Source organism: Cryobacterium sp. 10I5, assembly GCF_035019865.1.
Classification (GTDB): Bacteria; Actinomycetota; Actinomycetes; order Actinomycetales; family Microbacteriaceae; genus Cryobacterium; species Cryobacterium breve_A.
In genome coordinates this window covers 94,045-117,098 of the sequence record NZ_JASJVI010000003.1, presented here as the reverse complement: position 1 = coordinate 117,098, position 23,054 = coordinate 94,045, and the positions used below count along the sequence as shown (strand labels likewise).

Genomic DNA, 23,054 nt, shown 5'->3' with positions numbered 1-23,054 from the left:
ATTTTGCTTAAATCGTGCTCAAAATCGCCTCCCACGTGTTTTCAACGCAAAATCTCCGTCGAATTGGTTCGGGCAGCGGGGCGGCCGCGCCTGCCGGGCACCGGCGGATGCGTCCGGTACCGTGGGAGGGCCGATATCTACTCACGGGAAGGGCGCAACGGTGTACTTGAAGAGCCTCACCCTCAAGGGGTTCAAATCGTTCGCTCAGCCCACGACCTTCGCCTTCGAGCCCGGGGTCACGTGCGTCGTCGGCCCGAACGGCTCCGGGAAGTCCAACGTCGTCGACGCGCTCGCCTGGGTGATGGGGGAGCAAGGCGTCAAGACGCTTCGCGGCGGCAAGATGGAGGACGTCATCTTCGCCGGAACCTCGACGAAGGGCCCGCTCGGCCGCGCCGAGGTGACGCTCACGATCGACAACACGGATGGCGCACTCCCGATCGACTACACCGAGGTCACCATCTCGCGCACCCTGTTCCGCAACGGTGGAAGCGAGTATGCGATCAACGGCCAGAGCTGCCGGTTGCTCGACGTGCAGGAGCTGCTGAGCGACTCCGGCCTCGGCCGGGAGATGCACGTGATCGTCGGCCAGGGCCAGCTCGACGCGGTCCTGCGCGCGAGCCCAGAGGACCGGCGCGGCTTCATCGAGGAGGCCGCCGGCATCCTCAAGCACCGCCGCCGCAAGGAGAAGACCCTCCGGAAGCTCGATGCGATGCAGGCCAACCTGACCAGGCTGAGCGACCTCGCCGGGGAGATCCGCCGCCAGCTCAAACCCCTCGGGCGCCAGGCCGAGATCGCCCGCGAGGCGCAGACCATCGCGGCCGTCGTACGTGACGCCCGCGCCCGCCTGCTCGCCGACGACGTCGTCGGCCTGCGCAGGACCCTCGACGCCCACGGCCGCAGCGAGAGCGAACGGCACTCCGAACGCATCGTGCTCCAGGAACAACTCGACCAGAAGCAGCTTCGCCTGCGCCGACTCGAGGAGGCCCAGATCGGCGACGCCGTCGACGTCGCCCGGCGCACGAGCTTCGGCCTCGAATCCGTGCAGGAACGCCTCCGCGGGCTGTACACGCTCGCAAACCAGCGTCTCGCCCTGCTCGGCTCCCAGGCCGATTCGGTCGACGCCGGCCCGAGCGTGACCCCGGCGATGCTCGCGGACGCCGCCACGGAGATCGTCCGGCTCACCGAACGCATCGCCCTCGCCGAGTCGGCGTGGGCCGCCGCGCGCGCGGCCACCGCGACCGCGCGCCTCGAGCTCGACGCCGTCGACGAGGACATCGCCGCACAGTCCGCGCTCATCTCCCGCCACGACCTCGAGGCGTCCAAGCTGCGCGGCCAGGCCGAAACCGCGGCGTCCCGGCTCGCCTCAGTCCGTGGCGACGTGCTCCGCCAGCAAAACACCCGGAGCGCCGCGGCCGGCCGGGTGCAGGAAGCCCAGGCCCTCCTCGCCGCCCTGGAAGCGGAGACCGAGCAGGCGAACGCGGAGAACGCGGGGACAGGCGCGGCTCCCGTTGATTCGGCCGACGCCGGCGCTTTCGACGGGAACACCCGGCTGTCCGAAGACTACGAGTCGGCCCAGGCCGTCGTATCCGCCGCGGAGGGCGAGGTCGAACGCCTCCGCGAAGAACTCCACCTCCTCGAACGCGAACGCGACGCGCTCGCCGCCCGGACGAGCGCCCTGTCCCTGGCCCTCGACCAGAAGGACGGCTCCTCGGCCCTCCTCGGCGCACAGCTGGACGGCATCCGCGGGCTCGTCGCAGAACACGTGAGGGTGCACCCCGGGTACGAGGCGGCGATCGCCGCAGCGCTCGGCACCCTCGCCGACGCCGTGCTGGCCGACGACCGCGCCGCCGGCTTTGCGGCACTCGACCGGGTCAGAGCAGACGACCTCGGCCGGGTCGAGCTCATCCTCGCGACGCCGACGGCCCCCGGCACTGACGTATCCCCGGCGGATGCCGCAGGCGGCGCCCCCGACCGGCCCGCTTCCGGCGGACCCGCACGCCCGAGCCTCGCCGACCGGGCGGGCCTGGTCTGGGCCGGCTCGGTGCTCGACGCCCCGGCCGGTGTCCTCGGACTCCTCGAGAACACAGTCATCGCCGCAGACCTCGACGCCGCCCGTGCCGCAGTGGACCTGCTCACGCCCGGCCTCGCCGGGCCAGGGCGAGAGGCCACCGGCACCACCGGCCGTCCCCTCACGATCATCACTAAGACTGGCGACGTGCTGAGCGAGTTCGTTCTCCGCGGCGGGTCAGGAGCCCAGCGCAGCAAGCTCGAACTCGTCGCCGACCGCGACACCGCCGCAGACCGCCTCGGCGAGGTCCGCTCGCGCATCGAGCAGGTCGGCGGGGACCTCGCGGAACAGCGGAGTCTGCTCCGCCTCGGCAAGGACCAGTCCGCCGCTGCCCTGTCCGCGCTTCGCGCTTTCGACGCCCGCCTCGCCGCACAGGCCGAGAAGACGAACCGCGCGACGGTGCGGCTCGAGGCCGCTTCCGCGGAGCTCCAGCGCATCGCGGCCGGCGTCCTCGTCGCCGAACAGGCAGTCGCCGGCGCCGAGGCAGAGGCCGAACGCGCCAAGGCCGCGCTCGTCACCCTGTTGTCCCGCCCGCGTCCGATCCTCGACGTGTCGGTCCGTGACGCGCTGCACGCCGAACTCGAGGCTGCTCGCGAGCACGAGGTCGAGGCGCGGCTCCGCGTGGAGACCGCGCGCGAGCGCGTGCGCTCCGGCGAAGCCCGCGCCGCCGGCCTCGCGCGGCAGCTCGAGCGAGACCAGGCCGCAGCCGAGGCCGCCGCCCGGCGTGCGGTCATCCGCCGTCGCCAGGTGGATGCCGCGACCCACGTCGCCGAAGCGCTCCCGGCCGTGCTCGCCGCCGTCGACGCCTCCGTCAGCGACGCCCGGCTCCGCCTTGCCACCGCCGAGGCCGAACGCCTGAGCCAGAACGAGGAACTCGCAGCCCTGCGCCGTGAGGACGGAGCCCTCCGCAGCCGACTGCAGGCCGTGACCGAGAGCGTGCACGGCCTCGAACTGCAGATCTACGAGAAGAAACTGCACCTGTCCGGGCTCCTCGAACGCGCCGGCAGCGAACTCGGCCTCGTCGAGGAGATCCTTGTCGCGGAATACGGTCCGGACCAGCCGGTTCCGCCGGACAACGACCCGGAAGGCGCTCCGGTGGCCTACGACCGCGAGCAGCAGCAACGCCGCCACGCCTCCGCGGAGCGCCGGTTCGCCCAGCTCGGCAGGATCAACCCGCTCGCGCTCGAGGAATTCGCGGCGCTCGAGCAGCGACACAAATTCCTCACCGAGCAGCTCACCGACCTGACCAACACCCGGGCAGACCTGCTCACGATCATCGACGACCTCGACGTCACCATGGGCGCCATTTTCGGCAGCGCCTTCGAGGACACCCGGCTGGCCTTCGCCGAGGTCTTCCCCGTGCTGTTCCCCGGCGGGTCCGGCAGCATCCGCCTGACCGACCCGGACGACCTGCTGACGACGGGTATCGAGATCAGCGTCAAGCCGGCAGGGAAGAAGATCGAGCGGCTGTCGCTGCTGTCCGGCGGGGAGCGTTCCCTTGCCGCCGTCGCCCTGCTGATCGCGATCTTCAAGGCGCGCCCGAGCCCGTTCTACATCATGGACGAGGTCGAGGCCGCCCTCGACGATGCCAACCTCGGTCGGCTGCTCACGATCTTCCAGGACCTCCGCGAGGCCAGCCAGCTCATCATCATCACCCACCAGAAACGCACGATGGAGATCGCCGACGCGCTGTACGGGGTCTCGATGCGCCAGGACGGGGTGTCAGCGGTCGTCGGCCAGCGGATCGTACGCCAGGAGGAACAGGCGTCCTGAGCACGGACAGGCGGAAACGGTCGTGCCCGCGTCACAGCCGCGTCACGCGTCACAACAGGGCGAGGACCTCCGCGCAGGCGTCGGTGAGCCTGCGGCACTCGGGGGCGCAACTCGTCCAGTCCGGCCGCTGCTGAAGCATCCGCTCGCACGCGATCGAGGACGCGTTGCAGGCCTCCACGCAGGTGTCGAGCATCGATGCGGCGGTCGTCCCGTCGGTCCGGGTATGCCAGGACAGCACCCGGCTCGTCGAGGTGCAGATTTCGATGCAGTCGAGGTCGGCCAGGAAGCACGCGGTGACATCGCCGTCGCCGGACTGGGCCAGGCAGGCGTCGGCACAATCCTCGCTCGCGGCGATGAGCGCGTCGCAGGCGGCGACGCACGCCGCGGTCCGTGCCGAGAGCGCGTTGAACTCGCTCGCACCGAACCCACCACCGGACATGCCCCCACTGTAGCCCCGTCGGTGGCGTCCGGTCAGGTCTGCGGGGGCAGCGCCGCGATCAGCGGGTGGTCGAACGTCAGCACCCCGGTCTTGGCCGCGCCGCCCGGCGAGCCGATCTCCTCGAAGAAGTCCACGTTCGCGCGGTAGTACTCGCTCCACTGCTCGGGAAGGTCGTCTTCGTAGTAGATCGCCTCGACCGGGCAGACCGGCTCGCAGGCCCCGCAGTCGACACATTCGTCGGGGTGGATGTACAGGGACCGTTCGCCTTCATAGATGCAGTCGACCGGGCACTCGTCGACGCAGGCGCGGTCCTTGACATCCACGCACGGCAGCGCGATGACGTACGTCACGAGGCGACGAGTTCCGCGGATCGGCTGATGCCGACCTGCTCGTCCCGCGGGACGACCTTGACCCGTTCACGATCGACCGGCGAGCCGTCCGCGGCTCCGAGGGCCCGTTCGTGGGCATCGAGCACGAGCCAACCGTCCCATTCGGTGAAGCGGATGCCGCGGGCGGAGAGCACGGACAGGATCGCGTCCGCGTCGTCTTCGACCGGCTCCGGCAGGAGGCCGTTGCCGAGGTCTTCGACGAGTCGCGTGACGGTTTCGAGCGCGTCGCTCTTGGTGTGGCCGATCAGGCCGACGGGTCCCCGTTTGATCCAGCCGGTCGCGTACAGGCCGGGGACGGGCTGCGCGGCGGGGTCGAGGACCCGGCCGCCGTCGTTCGGGATGACGCCGAGCGTCTCGTCGAAAGGCACCTCGGCGAGGGGACTGCCGCGGTAGCCGACGGCGCGATAGACCGCCTGGAGCGGGTAATCGAGGATCTCCCCTGTCCCGGTGACCCCTCCGGGGTTGGCGGGATCTGGCGCGGTGCGCTCGAAGCGCATGCCTTCGACCCGCTCCGTGCCGTAGACCTCGACGGGGGAGTGCAGGAAGTGCAGGTGCAGGCGGCGCGAGGCCCCGCTCGATTCCTTCGTGAGCCATCCGTTCAGCGTGCGGCTCATCACCTTGACCTGGTTGTTCGACGCGGCGAGGAACTGCTCGGAGGCCTCGTCCCTCGGGAAGTCCTCCTCGTAGACGATCACGTCGACGTCGGGCACCGCGCCGAGCTCCCGGAGCTCGATCGGGGTGAACTTCACCTGGGCGGGTCCGCGACGACCGAAGATGTGCACGTCGGTGACGGCCGAGGCCGTGAGGCCCGCGTAGACGTTCTCCGGGATATCCGTGGGTAGCAGGTCGTCGGCGTGCTTCGCGAGCATCCTGGCCACGTCGAGCGCGACGTTGCCGTTGCCGATCACGGCGACCTCGCGGGCGTCGAGAGGCCAGTCCCGGGGGGCGTCCGGGTGCCCGTCGAACCAGGAGACGAAGTCGGCGGCGCCGAAACAACATGGCAGCTCGGCGCCGGGGATCGAAAGCTGCGCGTCGCGGATCGCTCCGGTCGCGAAGATGACCGCGTGGTAGTGGGCGCGCAGGTCGTCCAGGCTCAGGTCGGTCCCATAGTCGACATTGCCGAGGAACCGGATGCTGCCGGCATCGAGCATCTCGTGCAGGCTCGTCACGATGCCCTTGATCCGCGGGTGGTCGGGGGCGACGCCGTAGCGGATCAGGCCGTATGGCGCTGGGAGGGTGTCGAAGAGGTCGATGCCGACCGTGCCGCCGGCGTCGCGCACGGCCTTGCCGAGGATGTTGCCGGCATAGATTCCCGCGGGTCCGGCGCCGATGATGGCGACGCGGAGAGTATGGGTGGTCATGAATGGGCCTTTCGGGATGGTTCTGGGATGAGCCGGCCGGAACGGGGCTCGTCCGGTGCGAGCTGGTGCTTGCGGTAGCGGGGGTGGAGCGGGCTCAGGGTGACGACGTCTCCCACCACGACGACCGCGGGGGAGCGGACGCCCCGTTCGGCGGCGAGGCCGGCGATGGTCGTCAGGGTGCCGAAGGTGACGCGTTGGTTCGGGCCGTAGCCCTCCTCGATGATGGCGACCGGGCAGTCTCCGCCGCGGGGCCCGCCCGCGAGCATCGCGGCCGAGGCGGCGAGGCCGGAGATGCCCATCAGGAGCAGGACAGTGTGGTCGCTTCCCCCCGGCAGGGACGGGAGCAGCTCGTGGCCCGTCACGACGGTGAATCCGTTCGCGACCCCGCGGTGGGTGACCGGGATGCCGGCGGCCGCCGGCACCGAGATGGCACTCGTGACGCCGGGGACGACCTCGACGGGGATGCCTTTGCTCCGGCAGAACTCGGCTTCCTCTCCGCCGCGACCGAGCACGTAGGGATCGCCGCCTTTGAGACGCACGACCCGGCGACCGGCGCGAGCGTGCTCGACGAGGAGCGCGTTGATCTGGTCCTGCGGCACCGGGTGGTGGCCGGGCAGCTTGCCGACGTCGATCACGAGCACGCCGGGGTCGAGCTCGCCGAGCAGGGAGCGCGGGCCGAGCCGATCGGCGATGACGACATCCGCCTCTTCGAGCACGCGGCGGCCGAGCACGGTGATCAGGCCGGGGTCGCCGGGCCCGCCGCCGACGAGGTGCACGGTGCCGACCCGGGCGCGTGCGTCGCTCACCGGCCTGCCGTGAGGTAGAGGCCGCGGCGGCGCAGCAGCCGGCGTTCCGCGGGGGCGAAGAGCACGAGCTCGACGAGGATGCCGACGAACAGGATCACCAGGATCGTCGCGAGCACCCCGGGCAGGTCCGCGAGCTCGCGGCTCTGCTGGAGCATCGAGCCGAGCCCGAAGCCGATGGACCCGCCGACGGCGATGATCTCGGCGGCCATCAGGGATCGCCAGGAGAACGCCCAGCCCTGCTTGAGGCCGGCGAGGTAGCCGGGCATCGCGGCGGGCAGCACGACGAGGGTCGCCATCTCGACGCGGTTGGCGCCGAGCACGGTGCCCACCCTGCGCAGCTGCGGCGGGATCTGGTCGACGCCGGCGACGAGGCCGTTCGCGATCGAGGGGACGGCGCCCATCAGCACGACGAAGTACACGGTCGCGTCGCTGAGGCCGAACCAGAGGATCGCGGCAGGGACCCAGGCGACGGAAGGAAGCACCTGCAGCCCGGAAAGCAGCGGGCCCAGCGCGCGGCGGAGCAGCCGCCACTCCGCTAGGAGAAGGCCGAGCGGGGTTCCGATCGCCACGGCGATCAGGAATCCGATTCCGCCGCGGGAGAGGCTCGTGACCACGGCCGTCTGCAGGTGACCGGTCGACCAGAGGTCGGTGATCGACGTGAGTACGTCGAGCGGGCCGGGGGTGAGGTCGGGGCGCGGCTTGGCGATCACGATGTAGAACTGCCACGCCGCGATGAGGGCGAGCAGGAGCACGACCGGAGGCAGGACGCCGTCGGCGAACCGGCGCCACGGGCCCTTCTCGGCGAGCGGCGAGGTCTGCAGGGCGTCGAGCCCGGCCTCGAGCGTGCGGAAGTCCGCGTGACTGCCCGCCGTGGAGCCGGATGCTGCGTCGGGTTCCCGGGAGCCGGGAACGATGGTGTCTGTGGTCGTCTCAGGCGGCATTGCGGCGGATCTCCTCTCGGAGGTGGTTGGTGATCTCGATGGCGAGGCGGGACACCTCGGGCGACTCGATGCGGCGCGGACCGTTGTCCTCGATGCGCCACTCGTTGCGGATCCGGCCGGGCCGGCTCGACATCAGCAGCACCCTCTGCCCTAACCGGGCGGCCTCGCGGACGTTGTGGGTGACGAACACGATGGTGCGCCCGGTCTCTCGCCAGACCCGTTCGAGTTCTTCGTGGAGCAGGTCACGCGTGATGGCGTCGAGGGCGGCGAAGGGCTCGTCCATGAGCAGCACCTTGCGGTCCTGGGCGAGGGACCTGGCCAGGGCGACCCGCTGGCGCATGCCGCCGGAGAGTTCGTGCGGGCGCTTGTCTGCGGCATCCGCGAGGTTGACCAGGTCGAGCAGCTCGCGCGCTTCGCCGCGACGGCGCCCGCGCGGGACCCCGCGCAGTTTGAGGGCGAGTTCCACGTTGCGGCTCGCGGTGAGCCAGGGGAACAGGGCGGACTCCTGGAACATGACGGCGCTCTTGCCGCTCGCGACCGTGACGGCGCCCTCCGACGGGTGTTCGAGGCCCGCGATGATGTTGAGCAGGGTCGACTTACCGCACCCGGAGGCGCCGAGCAGGCAGACGAATTCGCCGGGCTTGATCGTGAGGTTGATATTGTCGAGCACCACGGGCCCGGCTTTGCCGAAACGCTTGGACAGCCCTTCCACCCTGATGGCCGTCTCGACGTCCGCTGCGACGATCGCCGCGGGCGCGGTGTTCGTGCTGACGATGATGCCCGGCAGGCGATTCCCCGGGATGTCGGTTCGGTCGCGCTCGGTCACGGACACGGCGCTCACCGCGCTCCCGAGCCGGTGACGATGCCCGCGGCGAGGGTGGCGCCGTCCTGCGCGTTGATCACGAGAAACGCGCCGGAGCGGCGGTTCTCGGTGAACGTCTCGATCGGCAGGGGAGCTGCCAGCCGCAGGGCGACCTCGCCGATGTCGTTGACCTCGAGGCTGGCGGCCGGTTCGAGTTCGAGCGTGTCGAGGTTGAGGCGCCCGGTGACGGCGGCAACCAGCGCCTGGACGGTGCTCGTGCCGAACTTGACCAGGGTGCGGTCGCCCGGTTTGAGAGCGCGTGGGTCCAGCCAGAACAACGAGGCCGTGAGTTCCTTCGTCGATTCGGGAAGGGTGCCTGCCGCGCCGATGACCGCGCCGCGGGCGATGTCGAGGTCGTCGGCGAGGCGCAGGGCGACCGACATCGGCGCGAACGCCTCGGTGAGTTCGGTGCCGGCGAAGTCGATGCCGGTCACGACGGTCGTCGCCCCGCCCGGGGCGACGCTCACCCTGTCACCGACCCGCACGGTGCCCGAGGCGACCTGCCCGGCATACGCCCGGTAGTCGCGGAAGGCGTCGGCGTCCTCCGGGGAGACGGCGACGGCGCCCTGCGGCCGGAGCACGAGCTGGACGGGCAGTCGGAACGCCTCGATCGCTGTCTCCACCTCGTCGACGACGGGCAGGCTCTCGAGCAGTTCGAGCAGGCTCGGCCCGTCGTACCACGGGGTGCGCGGGGAACGGTCGACGACGTTGTCGCCGACGAGCGCCGAGACGGGCAACACGTGCACGGCGTCGAGGCCGAGCTCGCTCGTGACGGCGCGCACGGATGCCGCGACCGCGGCGAACGCGGACTCGTCGTAGCCGAGAAGGTCGATCTTGTTGACCGCGATGATCACGTGCGGCACGCGCAGCAGCGACACCACGGAGAGGTGCCGCCTGGTCTGTTCGAGCACGCCCTTGCGCGCGTCGATCAGCATGATCACGGCATCGGCCGTCGTGGCGCCGGTGACCATGTTGCGGGTGTACTGCACGTGCCCGGGGCAGTCGGCGAGGATGAAGGAACGGCGTGCCGTCGCGAAGTAGCGGTAGGCGACGTCGATCGTGATGCCCTGTTCGCGTTCGGCACGGAGACCGTCGGTGAGAAGGGCGAAGTCGATGCCGCCGGCGTCGCCGCCGAAGCCGCGCTCCGTCGACGTGCGGGTGACGGACTCGAGCTGGTCGGCGAGGATCGCCTTCGAGTCGTGCAGGAGACGCCCGACGAGGGTCGACTTGCCGTCGTCGACGGAGCCGGCCGTCGCGAACCGGAACAGGGTTCCCGGGGCGTCTGCGGCGTCGTGGGTGGCGGAATCCGCCGGGGTGAGCAGTGCCTGAGTCATCAGAAGTACCCGTCCTTCTTGCGGTCTTCCATGGCCGCTTCGGAGATGCGGTCGTCGGCGCGCGTCGCGCCGCGTTCGGTGATGGTGGAGAGGGCGACCTCGCGCACGACGGCGGCGACGGATGCGGCGTCGGAGTCGACGGCGCCGGTGCAGCTCATGTCGCCGACGGTGCGGTACCGGACGGTCCTGGTCTCGACGGCTTCTCCGGGGCGCGGCTCGGAGACGGGCCCGATGGCGCGCCACATGCCGTCGCGGCGGAAGACCTCGCGCTCGTGGGCGTAGTAGAGCGCCGGCAGTTCGATGCCCTCGCGTTCGATGTAGCGCCAGACGTTGTACTCGGTCCAGTTGCTGATCGGGAACGCGCGCACGTGCTGGCCGACGGTGTGGCGGCCGTTGTAGAGGTTCCAGAGTTCGGGGCGTTGGTTGCGGGGGTCCCACTGGCCGAATTCGTCACGGAGCGAGAGGATGCGTTCCTTGGCGCGGGCCTTGTCCTCGTCGCGGCGGGCGCCGCCGAAGACCGCGTCGTGGCGACCTGCGGCGATGCCGTCGAGCAGGGGAAGGGTCTGCAGCGGGTTGCGGGTGCCGTCGGCGCGCTCCTGCAGGCGGCCGTCGTCGATGTAGTCCTGCACCTTCGCGACGGTGAGGCGGAGGCCGAGTCGGGCGACCGTGGCGTCGCGGAACGCGAGGACCTCCGGGAAGTTGTGGCCGGTGTCCACGTGGAGCAGACCGAAGGGGACCTTGCCCGGCCAGAAGGCCTTCGCGGCGAGGTGCAGCACGACGACGGAGTCCTTGCCGCCGGAGAACATCAGCACGGGGCGCTCGAATTCGGCGACGACCTCACGGATGATGTGGATCGCCTCGCTCTCGAGCACGTCGAGCTGGGAGAGACGGTGGCTCCCGGCCGCCTGGACGGGCGGCTCGGTCGTCGGGGCGGTCGGGGCGGTCGTGACGGCGTTCACTCGTGGAGCCCGCATTCTGTCTTGGCCAGGTTCGCCCAGCGTCCGGATCGGGGATCGTCGCCCGCGGCGACGGGCTTCGTGCACGGCGCGCAGCCGATGGAGGGGTACCCCTGCTCGAGCAGCGGATTCACCGGTACCCGGTGGTACCCGGCGTAGTCGAGGATGTCCTCGAAGCTCCACGCGGCGAGCGGGTTGACCTTGACGAGGCCGTTGCGCTCGTCCCAGGTCACGAGCGGGGTGTTCGCCCGGGTCGGGGCCTCGTCGCGGCGCACGCCGGTGAACCAGAGTTCGTAGCCGGTGAGCGAGCGCTGCAGGGGTTCCACCTTGCGCATCGCGCAGCACAGGTTGGGGTCGCGGCCGAAGAGTTCCGCGCCGTGCTCGGCGTCCTGCTCTGCGACGGTCTTCGCGGGGAGCACGTCGACGATCCGCACCGGGAGGAGCCGGGCGACGGTGTCGCGCGTCTCGTAGGTCTCCGGGAAGTGGTAGCCGGTGTCGAGGAAGAGCACGTCCACGCCGGGAAGCTGCGCTGCGACGACGTGCGGGAGGACGGCGTCGGCCATTGAACAGGCGACGGCGACGTGCGCGACGGAGAAGTTGGCCGCCACCCAGGCGACGACCTCGGCGTAGCCGGCCTCGCCGAGTTCCGCGGCTCCGCGGGCGGCGAGCGCCTTGAGTTCCTCGGCGCTGCGCCGGGGAGGGACGGCCGTCGTGGTCACGGTCGTGGGTCCGGTTCCGGTTGTGATGTCGCTCACTGCAGGGCCTCCTCGTCGGCTCGGTGTGCCCAGACGGCGAAGGTCTCGGTGTCGCGGCGGTCCGCGAGGAAGCGGAGCACGATCCGTTCCACGTAGTCGGCGATGTCGTCCGCCGTTACCTTGAGGCCGCGGACGGTGCGGCCGAGGCCGGCCTCCTCACGGTCATGCGAGGCGAGGCCGCCGCCGAGGTGCACCTGGAAGCCGGGGACCTGGCCGCCGTTGCCGTCGGGCAGGAGCTGGCCCTTGAGCCCGATGTCCGCCGTCTGGATCCGGGCGCAGGAGTTCGGGCAGCCGTTGACGTGCAGGCTGATCGGCTGGGGGACGTCGATGGACGCGAGCCGCTTCTCGAGCTCGAGCACGGCATCCGTCGCCGACTTCTTCGTCTCGACGATCGCGAGCTTGCAGTACTCGATGCCCGTGCAGGCGATCGTCGACCGTCGGAACAGGCTGGGCCGGGCTGCGAGGCCGATCTCGTCGAGGGCGACGATGAGGGATTCGACGTTCTCCTCCGGAATGTCGAGGAGCACGAGCTTCTGGTGCGGGGTCGTGCGAAGCCGGGTCGACCCGTTCGCCTCGAGCAGGGCGGCGAGGCTCAGCAGGGTGGGGCCGGAGACCCGGCCGACGAACGGGGTGACACCGATGTAGTAGCGGCCGTCGGTCTGCTTGTGCACGCCGACGTGGTCGCCGGGCCGGGTGGGCGGCGGGGCGGCCGGGCCGTCGGGGAGCGGCGACTCAAGGAACTCGTCCTCGAGGATCTGCCGGAACTTCGCGGGCCCCCAGTCGGCGAGGAGGAACTTGAGGCGGGCCTTGTTGCGCAGGCGACGGTAGCCGTAGTCGCGGAACAGGCTCGCGACGCCATGCCAGACCTCGGCGACACGGTCGGGAGTGATGAAGACGCCGAGGCGTTCGGCAAGGCGTGGGGCGGTGGAGAGGCCCCCACCGACCCAGAGGTCGAAGCCGACGCCGAATTCGGGGTGGTCGACAGCCACGTAGGAGATGTCGTTGATCTCGTGCACGACGTCCTGGCTGGGGCTCCCGGTGATGGCCGTCTTGAACTTGCGCGGCAGGTTTGCAAGGCTTTCGTCGCCGATGTAGCGGGCAACCATGTCGGTGATCAGCCCGCTCGGGTCGATCAGCTCGTCCGCAGCGATGCCGGCGACGGGGGAGCCGAGCACGACCCGGGGAACGTCGCCGCAGGCCTCCGTGGTCTGCAGTCCGACCGCTTCGAGACGGGTCCAGATCTCGGGCACGTCCTCGATCCGGATCCAATGCAGCTGGATGTTCTGCCGGTCGGTGAGGTCGGCGGAGTCGCGGCCGAATTCATGGGAGATCTCGCCGATGACGCGGAGCTGGGTCGTCGTCAGCTGGCCGCCGTCGATGCGCACCCGCAGCATGAAGTACTTGTCTTCGAGTTCGTGGGGCTCGAGGGTCGCGGTCTTGCCGCCGTCGATGCCGGGCTTCCGCTGCGTGTAAAGGCCCCACCAGCGCATCCGGCCGTGCAGGTCGGTCCCCTCGATGGAGTCGAAACCCTGCTTCGAGTAGATGTTCTCGACCCGTTCGCGGACGCTCAGGCCGCCGTCCTCCTGCTTCCAGACCTCGTTGCCGTTGAGGGGGGCGGTGCCGTCCACCTTCCACTGGCCGTTGGGACGGCCGGCCTGGCGGTGGGGCCGGGCCGGCGTGGCCGCTTCGGTCTGGTTGGGTGACACGGGATCCTCCTTCGGCCCCGGCGAAAGCGTGAGCCGGAGTGCAGCGTGAGCCGGGGTGCGTTGGAAGAATCTATCGAGAATGCGGAGAAATCACTCGCGTGTGTCGTAACGGCCAGTCACGCACCGTAGCAGAGCGTCACACGGATGCGCCGGGCGGCATCCGCTCGTATAGTGTCGGTCGTTCCCGTATCGGTTCTGGCCCTGTGTCGGTCACTGTCTGCTGTCGGAGGTTCGGCATAGTCTCGCCGCATGACACAGGTGATCTACAACACCGCGACGACCTTGACCGGTTACATCGCGGACTCGGAGAACTCACTGGCCTGGCTCTTCGCTGTCGACACGGCGGGACTCGAGGAACAGGACCTGTTCCTCGCGGGCATCGGTGTTCTCGTGGAGGGCTCCACGACGTACGAATGGGTGCTGCGCGAGGAGCACCTCCTCGACAAGCCGCACAAGTGGCGGGAGTTCTACGGCGACCGGCCCACGTTCGTCTTCACCTCGCGCGAGCTGCCGACGCCCGAGGGGGCCGACGTGCGATTCGTGCACGGGACCGTTGCTGCTGCGCTGCCTGCGATTCTCGCCGCCGCGGAGGAGAGAGACGTGTGGGTGGTCGGCGGCGGCGACCTCGCCGGCCAGTTCCTCGACGCCGGCGCCCTCGACACGATCATGCTCTCGGTGGCTCCGGTCGCCCTGCCCGGTGGGGCCCCGCTGTTGCCGCGACGGCTGGAATCCGACCGCCTCGAGCTCCTGAGCGCGACCGCTCAGGGCCAGTTCGCCACCCTCACCTATCGTGTGCGCCGCTAGCCGAACCCGGGCATTGCTGGTGTCCGCGCCGCCGCGCCGGTTTCGGCAGGCCGCACCCGAAATGGCGGGCGCGGGCCGCCGAAACGGTAGCGGGGCGAGCGGATGTCCGCGAACCGGGTGGTACATGGCGTTCGCCGAGGATGATTCGGCGCTCGCCGAGGATTGGTGTCCCCGTGTGTGCGTGCCAGCAGCTCAGTTCGCGGGGGTGAGGGCGTTCCGGTAGCGGTCAACGACGACGGCGACGAGGAGCGGACTCGCGGGCTCCGTGGGCAGGAGCAGGGGCGCGGTGACGACATCCGCCCCCGCCTTCTCGACCAGTCGCTGGAAGAACCCGGGGGCCAGCAGGTAACTGCTCACGACGACCCGACGGCCGGGCCGCTGGATCCGCTCGATCGTGACGGCGCACGCGAGGCGTGGGCGTGCGGCGGAGAGGAAGCCGAGCGCGACGTCACGTCCGGCGGCGAGCGACAGCCGTTCGGCTACGATGCGGCACGCGGCGACCGCGCGGGCATCGCTCGAGCCCGCGACCGCGAGCACGAGGGAATCGCCGGCGTCGAGTGCGACCTCGTTGAGCCGTTCGCGGAGGAGTTCGATGAGCCGGTCGTCTGGTCCGAGCGCCTCGGTCAGGGTGACGGATCGGGCGGATGCTGCGGTCTCGCCGGCGACAGCATCAGTCAGGTCGACGTGCACGTGGTAGCCGGCGGAGAGCAGCAGCGGGACCACGACGGCCGGCACACCGGCGGGGAGTGCGGCCAGGGTGGAGGGTGCGTCGGGCTGCTGGACGTCGACGTAGCCGAGGGCGGTCAGCACATCGGGCTCGGCCAGGGTGACGGCGGCCATGAGCCCGGCGACGGCGGCCTGCCCGGCCGCTGACGAGGTGCCGTGGGCGATGCCGACGAGGGCGGGAGTGGTAGAGGCCGTCACCCCTCTATTCTGCACGGGCTCGTGCGAGCGCGCCTGCCCGATCCGATCCGAAGGTGTTCAGTCTCAGGCACTGTCCTGTTGATGTGTGGACGGAGTTCGGACGGTTTTCGGGCGGTAGGGTCCACCGACGGCCCTCCGACCCGGCGCCTGGGTCAGTCAGTGTCCCGCAGGATCGGGTTCTTACTGGTGAGGAGGATGGGTGTCTGCTCGGGGTCGAGCCCGGGTGGTGGGGTGAGCCAATACCGGCCCCTGTCGTCGCGGGTGATGCGCCAGTGTTCGTTGTGGAGCCGCAGGTGGTCGGCCCGGCAGAGCAGGATGCCGCCGTCGAGGTTCGTCTCGCCGGTGTCGTCTTTCCAGTGTTGGATGTGGTGGGTCTCGGTCCAGGAGGGTGGTCGGTCACAGCCGGGCCACATGCAGCCGCCGTCGCGGATGGCGAGGGCCGCGCGTTGGGCGGGGCTGAAGGTGCGTTGTTCGCGGCCGAGGTCGACGCCGCTGCCGTGGTCGTCGAAGGTGATGGCGAGGAGTCCGGTGTCGCAGAGGTTGCGTTCCAGGGTTTCGGTGGTGACGGTGATCGCAGTGCCCTCGATGACGCCCGGCTCAAGAGTGAGAGCCTCGGTCGCGGATTCCGCCTCGGCATCGGTTGAGGCCTCGGCCGTTACGGTGCCGGTGGGCGCAGTGCCCGTGGGCGCGATGCTGATGGGTGTGCTTCTGGGGCGGATGGTGACCATGCGCACGGCGGGCCTGCGGCCCCCGGCGATGCGCTTGGGGTCGGCCTTCACGCCGAGTTTGGTCAGGGCGAGGAACGCGTCCGCGGTGAGCTGTTCGGTCGTGCGCGGGTCGTCCTGTACCCACTTCGCCCACGCGGCCTGCTCCTTGTCGACGAACCGCACCCCGCCCCGGCGCGGGCTCGTGATGGCGTCGTAGGTCTGCATCAGGTATTCGCCGTCTTCCGGGGCGAACAGGCCGACCATGCGCACCTGCCCCGTGTGGAGCCGGTAGAACCGCAGGGACCGGTCGTCGTAGGCGGCCTTCTCGCGAGCGGCAATGCCGGCCTCATCGAGCACGTCCCGCACCCTTCTGGCCCGTTTGAACAACTGGTCCGCGTTCAGTGTCCGTGCTTCGGCGAGGAGCCGGGCCAGGGCGGACGCGAGTTTCTCCGCGGTGATCGCTTTGTCCAGGTCGCCCAGGCCTTTGCGGAGCGCATCGGCCTTCTCAACACTGAGCCAGCCTTCCGCGAGGGCACGGCCGATCGGGGCGTGCCACGGCGGAACTGCGGCCGGTGGTACCGGCTGTTCGACCGGCGGGAGGTCTGGAACAGCTCCGTCGAGGGGCGGGGTCTCGTCGATCAGCTTCTGGGCTTCGGCGGCTTCCCGGGTGGCTTTCTCGGCGGCATCGGCCTCCGCGACCAAGCGGCCGACCGCGAACAGTTTGGCCGCGTCGCCCTTGCTCGACCCGGAGATGGTCTGGAGCAGGTCTTCCGGGGAGCGGTAGCCCTTCCGGGCCGCGAGGCCCTTTCCGCCGAGTTCCGGACGCGACCGCCGGGCGAGGGTCGCCGCCATCCACGCGGCACACGTCTCCAGCGCCCGCCGGGAATCCGCGATCAACACTTGGCCGGCGAGAACCTGCTCGTCGCTGAGCGCGTCGTAGTCAGCAGATGACCTACCCAAGGCCGCGACAGCATCCGGCACCAGCACAGCGGCGGACGCACTGAGAGACGCCCCACCGTGCGGCTGATCGGGCGAAGCGGGCGACTCCGGGAGAGTGGTCATGCCTCAAAGTTACGACAGACCACCGACATTCCTTGAGCATGGCTCAGGTCTGTGGAAACTCCCTCTGATCAGGTACCCGTTGAGGAGTGACCGCCAGATGAGGGTCCCCTTGAGCGTCCGGTTCACTCCTCACGCTGGTCCCAGAGCCGTGCCCGGCGGCGGCTGAGCACACTACTCAACTGAACGCTATTCCTTTGACGCCAGGTCGGTCAGGCCGAAGAAGATGCTCACCTCCGGCGGGGCATCCGCCATGATCGCCACGCCTATCCCGCCGCGCAGCCAATCCCCAGGCGGAACCGCCGCCTACCGCCGCCTACCGGTGCCGATCGCGGGCTCGCGCCCGGAGGCCGGGTCCCGCGCTTAGGGTAGAGACATGGCAGAACGCACCCCGTGGTCACTCTCCGGCGCATTGCGCGGCATGTTCGCGAAGAAGACGATCGACGCCGATACCTGGGACGACCTCGAGGACGCACTGATCCAGGCCGACTTCGGCCCCCAGATCACCGAGGACATCGTCGCGGACCTGCGCGCCAAGGTCGCCAGGTACCACACGACCGACCCGGCCGACCTGCAGCGGATGCTGCGCGAAGGGCTCGAGGAGCGCCTCTCCCGGCTCGACTCGACGCTCAACCTCAGCGCGCGCCCTGCCGTCGTGCTCGTCGTCGGAGTGAACGGCGTCGGCAAGACGACCACGATCGGCAAATTCGCCAAGTTCCTCCGCGTCTACGACCGCAGTGTGCTGATCGGGGCGGCGGACACGTTCCGGGCCGCCGCGGTCGAGCAGCTCGCCACCTGGGCCGAACGCGCGGGCGCCGAGATCGTGAAGCCGCAGGCCCAGGGCCAGGATCCGGCATCCGTCGCCTTTCAGACCGTGGAGCGCGCGATCGCGACCGGCACCGAGATCGTGATCATCGACACGGCCGGTCGCCTGCAGACCAAGGGCGGCCTGATGGACGAACTGACCAAGATCCGCCGGGTGATCGAGAAGCAGGCGCCGATCTCCGAGGTGCTGCTCGTGCTCGACGCGACAACCGGCCAGAACGGGCTCGCCCAGGCCGAGGCCTTCATCGAGCACGCCGGGGTCACCGGTCTTGTGCTCACCAAGCTCGACGGTTCTGCCAAGGGCGGGTTCGTGCTGGCCGTCCAGGAGAAGACCGGCATTCCGATCAAGCTCGTCGGCCAGGGCGAGGGCATCAACGACCTCACCGGATTCACTCCGCATGTCTTCGCGCAAAAACTCGTCGGATAGGACGCAATGACCATCGAACACGATTTCTTCGGAATTCTCGGCAGCGACGACGAAGGTGAGATCTACTGGTCCGACTCGGCGGAACTGGGTGACCAGGACATCGAGATCGACCTCAGCTCGCCCGACGAGCCGTCCGTCTCCCTCGAGGCCCTCGACATCGCCGCGTTCATGATCAATTCCCTCGAAGACCTCGACTCCCAGGCCCGCGAATCGCTCGTCGCCGAACTGAGCGCAGAGGGCTCCGTCACCGCGCTCTACATCAACCAGTGCCTCGAGGAACTCGACGAAGAGGTCATCGAGGACGCCCTCATCTGGGACTCCGGGGACAAGCAGATCGACTTCCTTCGCTCCATCCAGTTGCAACGGATCGGCTTCCACCCGCACCACATCAAGAACGACGAGCACTTCGCGGTGCTCGACTACTCGATCAGTCCCACCGAGACCGACGCCCTGCTCGTCGTGACGCTCGATGTGCACGGCGACACGATCGTGATCTCGCTCGACAGCTGAGCCGACCGGGTCGCCGTGCGCGGCGCACGCCGGAGGACGGCTACTGGATGCTGCCCTTGAGCGGGTCGCCGAGGGGTACGTTCTCGAGTACGCGAACCTCGGACGGGCCGGAGACGTGCTCGGCAACCAGGGCGTTGAGCTCGGTGATCGCTTCGCCGGCCGCGTGGGCGGCCAGGTCGGCGGGGCTGGCCCAGCGCTCGATCATGACGACCGTTCCGGCGTCCCGGTGCAGGGCGTAGAGCTCGTTGCCGGGTTCGGCGTGCACCTTCGGTGAGACGACGGCAAAGGCATCGACGACATTCTGGAGATGCCCGTCCAGCGGGGTGATGGTGGCGACGACGACTACGGACACGAGTGCTCCTTGATCTGGCGAGGGTTGTAGCGAAGTCTCCACCGTACGCTCGCCGGTCGACAATCGGCCCGGGGCGCAGCGTTCGTCCCCGGACCCGGTTAAAGTAGAAGAACAATGGCTACTTTTGGAAACCTCTCAGATCGCCTGGCCGAGACGTTCAAGAATCTCCGCACCAAGGGCAAGCTCAGTGCGGCGGATGTCGACGGCACCGTGCGCGAGATCCGTCGCGCCCTCCTCGACGCCGACGTCGCGCTCGACGTCGTCAAGGACTTCACCGCGCAGGTGCGTGAGCGCGCCCTCGGCGACGAGGTCAGCAAGGCGCTCAACCCGGCCCAGCAGGTCGTGCAGATCGTCAACGAGGAACTCATCCGCATCCTCGGCGGCCAGCAGCGTCGCCTCGAGTTCGCGAAGAAGCCGCCGACCATCATCATGCTCGCCGGACTCCAGGGCGCAGGCAAGACGACCCTCGCCGGCAAGCTCGCCAAGTGGCTCGCCAAGGACGGGCACACCCCGATCCTCGTCGCCGCCGACCTGCAGCGTCCGAACGCCGTCACCCAGCTCCAGGTCGTCGGGCAGCAGGCCGGTGTTCCGGTCTACGCCCCGGAACCCGGCAACGGCGTCGGCAACCCTGTCACGGTCGCCCGCGACGGCGTGAAGTTCGCCCAGCAGAAGCTCCACGACGTGGTCATCGTCGACACGGCCGGCCGCCTCGGCGTCGACGCCGAGATGATGAAGCAGGCCGCGGACATCCGCAGGGCCATCGACCCCGACGAAGTGCTTTTCGTGATCGACGCGATGATCGGCCAGGACGCCGTCGCAACCGCGAAGGCGTTCCAGGACGGCGTCGACTTCACCGGCGTCGTGCTGACCAAGCTCGACGGCGACGCCCGTGGTGGCGCCGCCCTCTCGGTCGCGTCGATGACCGGCCGCCCGATCATGTTCGCCTCGACGGGTGAGAGCCTCGACGACTTCGAGCCGTTCCACCCGGACCGGATGGCGAGCCGGATCCTCGACCTCGGTGACATCCTCACCCTGATCGAACAGGCGCAGGGCGCCTTCGACGAGGACGAGGCGCGCAAGCTCGCCGAGAAGTTCCAGACCGACACCTTCACTCTCGACGACTTCCTCGGCCAGATGCAGCAACTGCGCAACATGGGCTCGATCAAGAAGATGATGAGCATGCTTCCCGGTGCCGGGGCCATGAAGCAGCAGCTCGAGAACTTCGACGAGCGTGAGATCGTGCGCACCGAGGCGATCATCCAGTCGATGACCAAGGCGGAACGCACCACCCCGAAGCTCCTGAACGGATCACGCCGGCTGCGGATCGCTCGCGGCTCCGGATCGAGCGTGACCGAGGTGAACCAGCTCGTGCAACGCTTCGAGCAGGCCGCGAAGATGATGAAGACCGTCGCTCGCGGCGGAATGCCGAACATTCCCGGGATGGGGCCGATGCCCGGCGGTGGCCGCGGCAAGCCGCAGCAGGCAAAGAAGAAGGGCTCGAAGTCGGGCAACCCGGCCAAGCGCGCCGCGGAGAACCTCGCGATCGCCTCAGGTGAGAAGCCGGCTGGCGCCGGCGCTGCTGCGCCGACCGGTGGCGGAACCGGCTTCGGCCTCGGCGGCCGCAAGCCCGCCGTCCCCGGAAAGCCCGGCGGTCCCACCGACGAAGAGATGGCCGCCCTGCAGAAGATGCTCGGCCGGTAGGGTCGCCCGGTTCTCGCCCGGCGGCCTTTCCGCTTCGCGCGCCACATGCGCCGCTTCGCGCCAGGCATGCCTGGCGCGAAGCGGCGCACATGGCGCGTGGCAGGGGACAACTGGCGCGCAGCGGCGGAAGTGGCGCGTGACTGGATCCGGCGCGGAGCGGCGCAGACGGTGCGCACCGCGCACGTTTAGGCTGGGCGCATGATGATCACGAAGCCCGGTCCCGTCCGCATCGGCGCGCAGGTGGCGCCCCAGCACGCCGAGTACACGAAGATCCGCGACACGGTCGCAGAGGTCGAAGCACTCGGCACCGACGTGGCCTTCAACTGGGACCACTTCTTCCCGCTGTCCGGTGACCCGGACGGGCTGCACTTCGAATCCTGGACGATTCTCGCCGCGTGGGCGGAGCAGACCTCCCGGATCGAGATCGGCGCCCTCGTCAACTGCAACAGCTATCGCAACCCCGACCTGCAGGCCGACATGGCCCGCACGATCGACCACATCAGCGGCGGCCGGTTCATCTTCGGCACCGGCTCCGGCTGGTTCGAGCGCGACTACGACGAGTACGGCTACGAGTTCGGCACCGTCGGCACCCGGCTCGACGCCCTCGCGGAGAACCTGCCGCGCATCGAGGCGCGGTGGGGCAAGCTCAACCCGCGGCCCACCCGGAAGATCCCGGTGCTGATCGGCGGTGGCGGCGAGAAGAAGACCCTTCGCCTCGTCGCGAAGCACGCCGACATCTGGCACTCCTTCTCGAGCCCCGAGGTGCTCGAACACAAGCTCGGGGTGCTCGCGGAGTGGTGCGGGAAGGTCGGCCGTGACCCGGCCGAGATCGAAGTCTCCACCGAACTTCGCGGTCGCACGGTCGCCGAAGCCGACGAGCTCTACGCGCTCGGGGCTCGCCTGTTCACGATCGGGCTCTCCGGTCCGGACTACGACCTCGCCCCGCTGACGGACTGGCTCGCCTGGCGCGACGCGAAGAACGCCGGCTAGACGGGCAGGGTGCCGCCGCGGAGTTCCGCGCTGAGTGCGGCCACGACGGCCGGCAGGCTGCCACCGTTCGCGGCGGCGACCCGCAGCTGGCGCTGGTAGCTCGCTCCGGCATCCAGGATGCCGTTCAGCTGCAGCAGTTCGGGGAGGCAGCCGAGCCGTTCCGCGGTGGGGGAGAGCACGCCGATCAGGCGTCGCACGTCGTCGGTCACGAGTCGTTCGGCGCCGCTCGAGTCGAGGATGATCTCCGCATCGAGCCCGTACCGCGACGCGCGCCATTTGTTCTCGCGCACGAACCACGGTTGCATGCTCGGAACCGGGCGTCCGGCGTCGATCTCGGTGGACATCCACTCGACGAGGCACTGGATGAGGGCGGCGATCGCACCGAGTTCGGTGGCCGTCGACACGCCGTCGCAGGCGCGGATCTCGATGGTGCCCCAGCGGGCAGACGGGCGGATGTCCCAGCGCACCTCGGTCATGTCGTCGATGATCCCGGTGCGGGTCATGTCCTCGACATACTGTTCCCAGCTCGCCCAGTCCTCGAGGATCCACGGAAGCCCCGCCGTCGGCAGCTGCTGGAACATCTGCGCGCGATTCGACGCATAACCGGTCTCGATGCCCGCCCAGAACGGGCTCGACGCCGAGAGCGCCTGCAGGTGCGGGAGGTAGCCGAGCAGGCCGTTCAGAATCGGGATGACCTTGTCGCGGTCTTCGATGCCCACGTGCACGTGAATGCCCCAGATCATCATGTTCCGGCCCCACCACTGGGTGCGGTCGATGAGCTTGTGGTAGCGCTCCTTGTCCGTGACCTCCTGGTCGAACCACTGGCCGAACGGATGCGAGCCGCTGCAGATGAGGTCCACGCCCCGCGGGTCCGTGATCGCCCTGACCTCGTCGACCTGGCCGTAGACATCCGCGACGGCACCCGCCACGGTCGTGTGGACACCGGACACGAGCTCGACGGTGTTGAGCAGCAGCTCCCCGGTGATGTGCGGGTGCGGCGACCCGTCGGGGCCGCGCAGGGCCTCGAGCACCTCGTCGGCGATGCAGACGAGGTCACCGGTCGTCCGGTCGACGAGAGCGATCTCCCACTCGATGCCGATCGTCGATCGCGCGGATCGGGCGAATTCGATTCCCACGTGCGGTCCTTTGGTCGCGTTGCACCCGGTCGGGCGCTGGTCACAATCCTGACACCGATTGCGGGCGGCCTCCCGCACGGCTGCGGAATCCGCATTGGGGGGACACTCTGTGCCCGGTCGATTATCACATTGGGGCCGACATCTGACAGAATGATTAGTCGAGTTCTCCTGCGCCCGACCCTCTACTCAGACGCAGGAAAAAACCATCTTTGAGCTTGTGCCGAGTGTG

19 protein-coding genes and 1 pseudogene are annotated in these 23,054 nt (G+C 69.5%); 6 read left to right on the top strand and 14 right to left on the bottom strand.

The genetic code is table 11. The features are described from left to right. Window positions 1-160 precede the first annotated feature (160 nt). Window positions 161-3,841, top strand: a complete 3,681-nt coding sequence (locus QN350_RS02190) for a chromosome segregation SMC family protein (RefSeq protein ID WP_322140177.1) — start codon at window positions 161-163, stop codon at window positions 3,839-3,841. A gap of 49 nt (window positions 3,842-3,890) precedes the next feature. On the opposite strand, the gene QN350_RS02185 is transcribed toward QN350_RS02190, so the two are convergent. The 10 genes and pseudogenes from QN350_RS02185 to QN350_RS02140 all read right to left on the bottom strand — a co-directional run bounded on the left by QN350_RS02185 (window position 3,891) and on the right by QN350_RS02140 (window position 13,390). Further along, window positions 3,891-4,280, bottom strand: a complete 390-nt coding sequence (locus tag QN350_RS02185) for a four-helix bundle copper-binding protein (RefSeq protein ID WP_322140176.1) — start codon at window positions 4,278-4,280, stop codon at window positions 3,891-3,893. A gap of 32 nt (window positions 4,281-4,312) precedes the next feature. Continuing rightward, on the bottom strand, window positions 4,313-4,630 hold the full coding sequence (fdxA, locus tag QN350_RS02180; RefSeq protein ID WP_322140175.1) for a ferredoxin: 318 nt from the start codon (window positions 4,628-4,630) through the stop codon (window positions 4,313-4,315). Next, on the bottom strand, window positions 4,627-6,030 hold the full coding sequence (locus QN350_RS02175) for an FAD-dependent oxidoreductase (RefSeq protein WP_322140174.1): 1,404 nt from the start codon (window positions 6,028-6,030) through the stop codon (window positions 4,627-4,629). The genes fdxA and QN350_RS02175 overlap by 4 nt, the downstream gene beginning before the upstream one ends. An 89-nt stretch (window positions 6,031-6,119) precedes the next feature. Further along, window positions 6,120-6,914: pseudogene (gene cobA / locus QN350_RS02170) on the bottom strand (uroporphyrinogen-III C-methyltransferase); the annotation flags it as partial. Then, window positions 6,833-7,777 carry an ABC transporter permease gene (locus QN350_RS02165; protein ID WP_322140173.1) on the bottom strand — a complete coding sequence of 315 codons (945 nt, stop codon included), beginning with the start codon at window positions 7,775-7,777 and terminating at the stop codon, window positions 6,833-6,835. The gene QN350_RS02165 and the pseudogene cobA, both read right to left, overlap by 82 nt. Further along, window positions 7,767-8,495 carry an ABC transporter ATP-binding protein gene (locus QN350_RS02160; RefSeq protein WP_281536063.1) on the bottom strand — a complete coding sequence of 243 codons (729 nt, stop codon included), beginning with the start codon at window positions 8,493-8,495 and terminating at the stop codon, window positions 7,767-7,769. Before QN350_RS02160 ends, QN350_RS02165 begins: the two co-directional genes overlap by 11 nt. A 119-nt stretch (window positions 8,496-8,614) precedes the next feature. Beyond that, on the bottom strand, window positions 8,615-9,973 hold the full coding sequence (locus QN350_RS02155) for a sulfate adenylyltransferase subunit 1 (RefSeq protein ID WP_322140172.1): 1,359 nt from the start codon (window positions 9,971-9,973) through the stop codon (window positions 8,615-8,617). Further along, on the bottom strand, window positions 9,973-10,947 hold the full coding sequence (gene cysD, locus QN350_RS02150; RefSeq protein ID WP_323502915.1) for a sulfate adenylyltransferase subunit CysD: 975 nt from the start codon (window positions 10,945-10,947) through the stop codon (window positions 9,973-9,975). Before cysD ends, QN350_RS02155 begins: the two co-directional genes overlap by 1 nt. Continuing rightward, window positions 10,929-11,675, bottom strand: coding sequence for a phosphoadenylyl-sulfate reductase (locus tag QN350_RS02145; RefSeq protein ID WP_322140440.1), 747 nt, complete (start codon window positions 11,673-11,675; stop codon window positions 10,929-10,931). The genes cysD and QN350_RS02145 overlap by 19 nt, the downstream gene beginning before the upstream one ends. A 5-nt stretch (window positions 11,676-11,680) precedes the next feature. Beyond that, the gene (locus tag QN350_RS02140; RefSeq protein ID WP_322140170.1) at window positions 11,681-13,390 is read right to left on the bottom strand and encodes a nitrite/sulfite reductase; all 1,710 of its coding nucleotides are present in this window, start codon (window positions 13,388-13,390) and stop codon (window positions 11,681-11,683) included. 249 nt (window positions 13,391-13,639) lie between these two features. Between QN350_RS02140 and QN350_RS02135 the strand changes: the two genes are divergently transcribed. Further along, entirely contained in the window at window positions 13,640-14,194 is a 555-nt protein-coding gene (locus tag QN350_RS02135) for a dihydrofolate reductase family protein (RefSeq protein WP_322140169.1), read from the top strand. A gap of 192 nt (window positions 14,195-14,386) precedes the next feature. Here QN350_RS02135 and QN350_RS02130 read toward each other — a convergent pair whose 3' ends face one another. Then, on the bottom strand, window positions 14,387-15,118 hold the full coding sequence (locus QN350_RS02130; protein ID WP_322140168.1) for a sirohydrochlorin chelatase: 732 nt from the start codon (window positions 15,116-15,118) through the stop codon (window positions 14,387-14,389). A 152-nt stretch (window positions 15,119-15,270) separates the two neighbouring features. Beyond that, window positions 15,271-16,887 (bottom strand): HNH endonuclease signature motif containing protein, encoded by a 1,617-nt coding sequence (locus QN350_RS02125; protein ID WP_322140167.1) that lies wholly within the window; start codon window positions 16,885-16,887, stop codon window positions 15,271-15,273. Window positions 16,888-17,260: 373 nt separating this feature from the next. On the opposite strand from QN350_RS02125, the gene ftsY reads away from it, so the two are divergent. Next, window positions 17,261-18,136, top strand: a complete 876-nt coding sequence (ftsY, locus tag QN350_RS02120) for a signal recognition particle-docking protein FtsY (RefSeq protein ID WP_281535275.1) — start codon at window positions 17,261-17,263, stop codon at window positions 18,134-18,136. A 6-nt stretch (window positions 18,137-18,142) separates the two neighbouring features. After that, window positions 18,143-18,646 carry a DUF2004 domain-containing protein gene (locus QN350_RS02115; RefSeq protein WP_281535274.1) on the top strand — a complete coding sequence of 168 codons (504 nt, stop codon included), beginning with the start codon at window positions 18,143-18,145 and terminating at the stop codon, window positions 18,644-18,646. Window positions 18,647-18,686: 40 nt separating this feature from the next. On the opposite strand, the gene QN350_RS02110 is transcribed toward QN350_RS02115, so the two are convergent. After that, window positions 18,687-18,998: a putative quinol monooxygenase gene (locus QN350_RS02110; protein WP_322140166.1), complete on the bottom strand. Its 312-nt coding sequence runs from the start codon at window positions 18,996-18,998 to the stop codon at window positions 18,687-18,689. A gap of 114 nt (window positions 18,999-19,112) precedes the next feature. Between QN350_RS02110 and ffh the strand changes: the two genes are divergently transcribed. Both ffh and QN350_RS02100 read left to right on the top strand, forming a co-directional pair. Next, complete coding sequence (gene ffh / locus QN350_RS02105; protein WP_281535272.1) at window positions 19,113-20,699, top strand: signal recognition particle protein; 1,587 nt, start codon at window positions 19,113-19,115, stop codon at window positions 20,697-20,699. Window positions 20,700-20,900: 201 nt separating this feature from the next. Beyond that, window positions 20,901-21,689, top strand: coding sequence for an LLM class F420-dependent oxidoreductase (locus QN350_RS02100; RefSeq protein WP_322140439.1), 789 nt, complete (start codon window positions 20,901-20,903; stop codon window positions 21,687-21,689). Here QN350_RS02100 and QN350_RS02095 read toward each other — a convergent pair. Next, window positions 21,686-22,825, bottom strand: a complete 1,140-nt coding sequence (locus QN350_RS02095) for a glutamate--cysteine ligase (RefSeq protein WP_322140165.1) — start codon at window positions 22,823-22,825, stop codon at window positions 21,686-21,688. The genes QN350_RS02100 and QN350_RS02095 overlap by 4 nt on opposite strands. Between the last annotated feature and the right edge of the window lie 229 nt (window positions 22,826-23,054).

Coding starts and splice junctions, on each gene's coding strand:
- QN350_RS02165 (WP_322140173.1), bottom strand. CDS start 7,777: ATGCCGCCTGAGACGACCACAGACACCATCGTTCCCGGCTCCCGGGAA.
- QN350_RS02115 (WP_281535274.1), top strand. CDS start 18,143: ATGACCATCGAACACGATTTCTTCGGAATTCTCGGCAGCGACGACGAA.
- QN350_RS02175 (WP_322140174.1), bottom strand. CDS start 6,030: ATGACCACCCATACTCTCCGCGTCGCCATCATCGGCGCCGGACCCGCG.
- QN350_RS02155 (WP_322140172.1), bottom strand. CDS start 9,973: ATGACTCAGGCACTGCTCACCCCGGCGGATTCCGCCACCCACGACGCC.
- ffh (WP_281535272.1), top strand. CDS start 19,113: ATGGCTACTTTTGGAAACCTCTCAGATCGCCTGGCCGAGACGTTCAAG.
- QN350_RS02135 (WP_322140169.1), top strand. CDS start 13,640: ATGACACAGGTGATCTACAACACCGCGACGACCTTGACCGGTTACATC.
- ftsY (WP_281535275.1), top strand. CDS start 17,261: ATGGCAGAACGCACCCCGTGGTCACTCTCCGGCGCATTGCGCGGCATG.
- QN350_RS02100 (WP_322140439.1), top strand. CDS start 20,901: ATGATCACGAAGCCCGGTCCCGTCCGCATCGGCGCGCAGGTGGCGCCC.
- cysD (WP_323502915.1), bottom strand. CDS start 10,947: ATGCGGGCTCCACGAGTGAACGCCGTCACGACCGCCCCGACCGCCCCG.
- QN350_RS02125 (WP_322140167.1), bottom strand. CDS start 16,887: ATGACCACTCTCCCGGAGTCGCCCGCTTCGCCCGATCAGCCGCACGGT.
- QN350_RS02185 (WP_322140176.1), bottom strand. CDS start 4,280: ATGTCCGGTGGTGGGTTCGGTGCGAGCGAGTTCAACGCGCTCTCGGCA.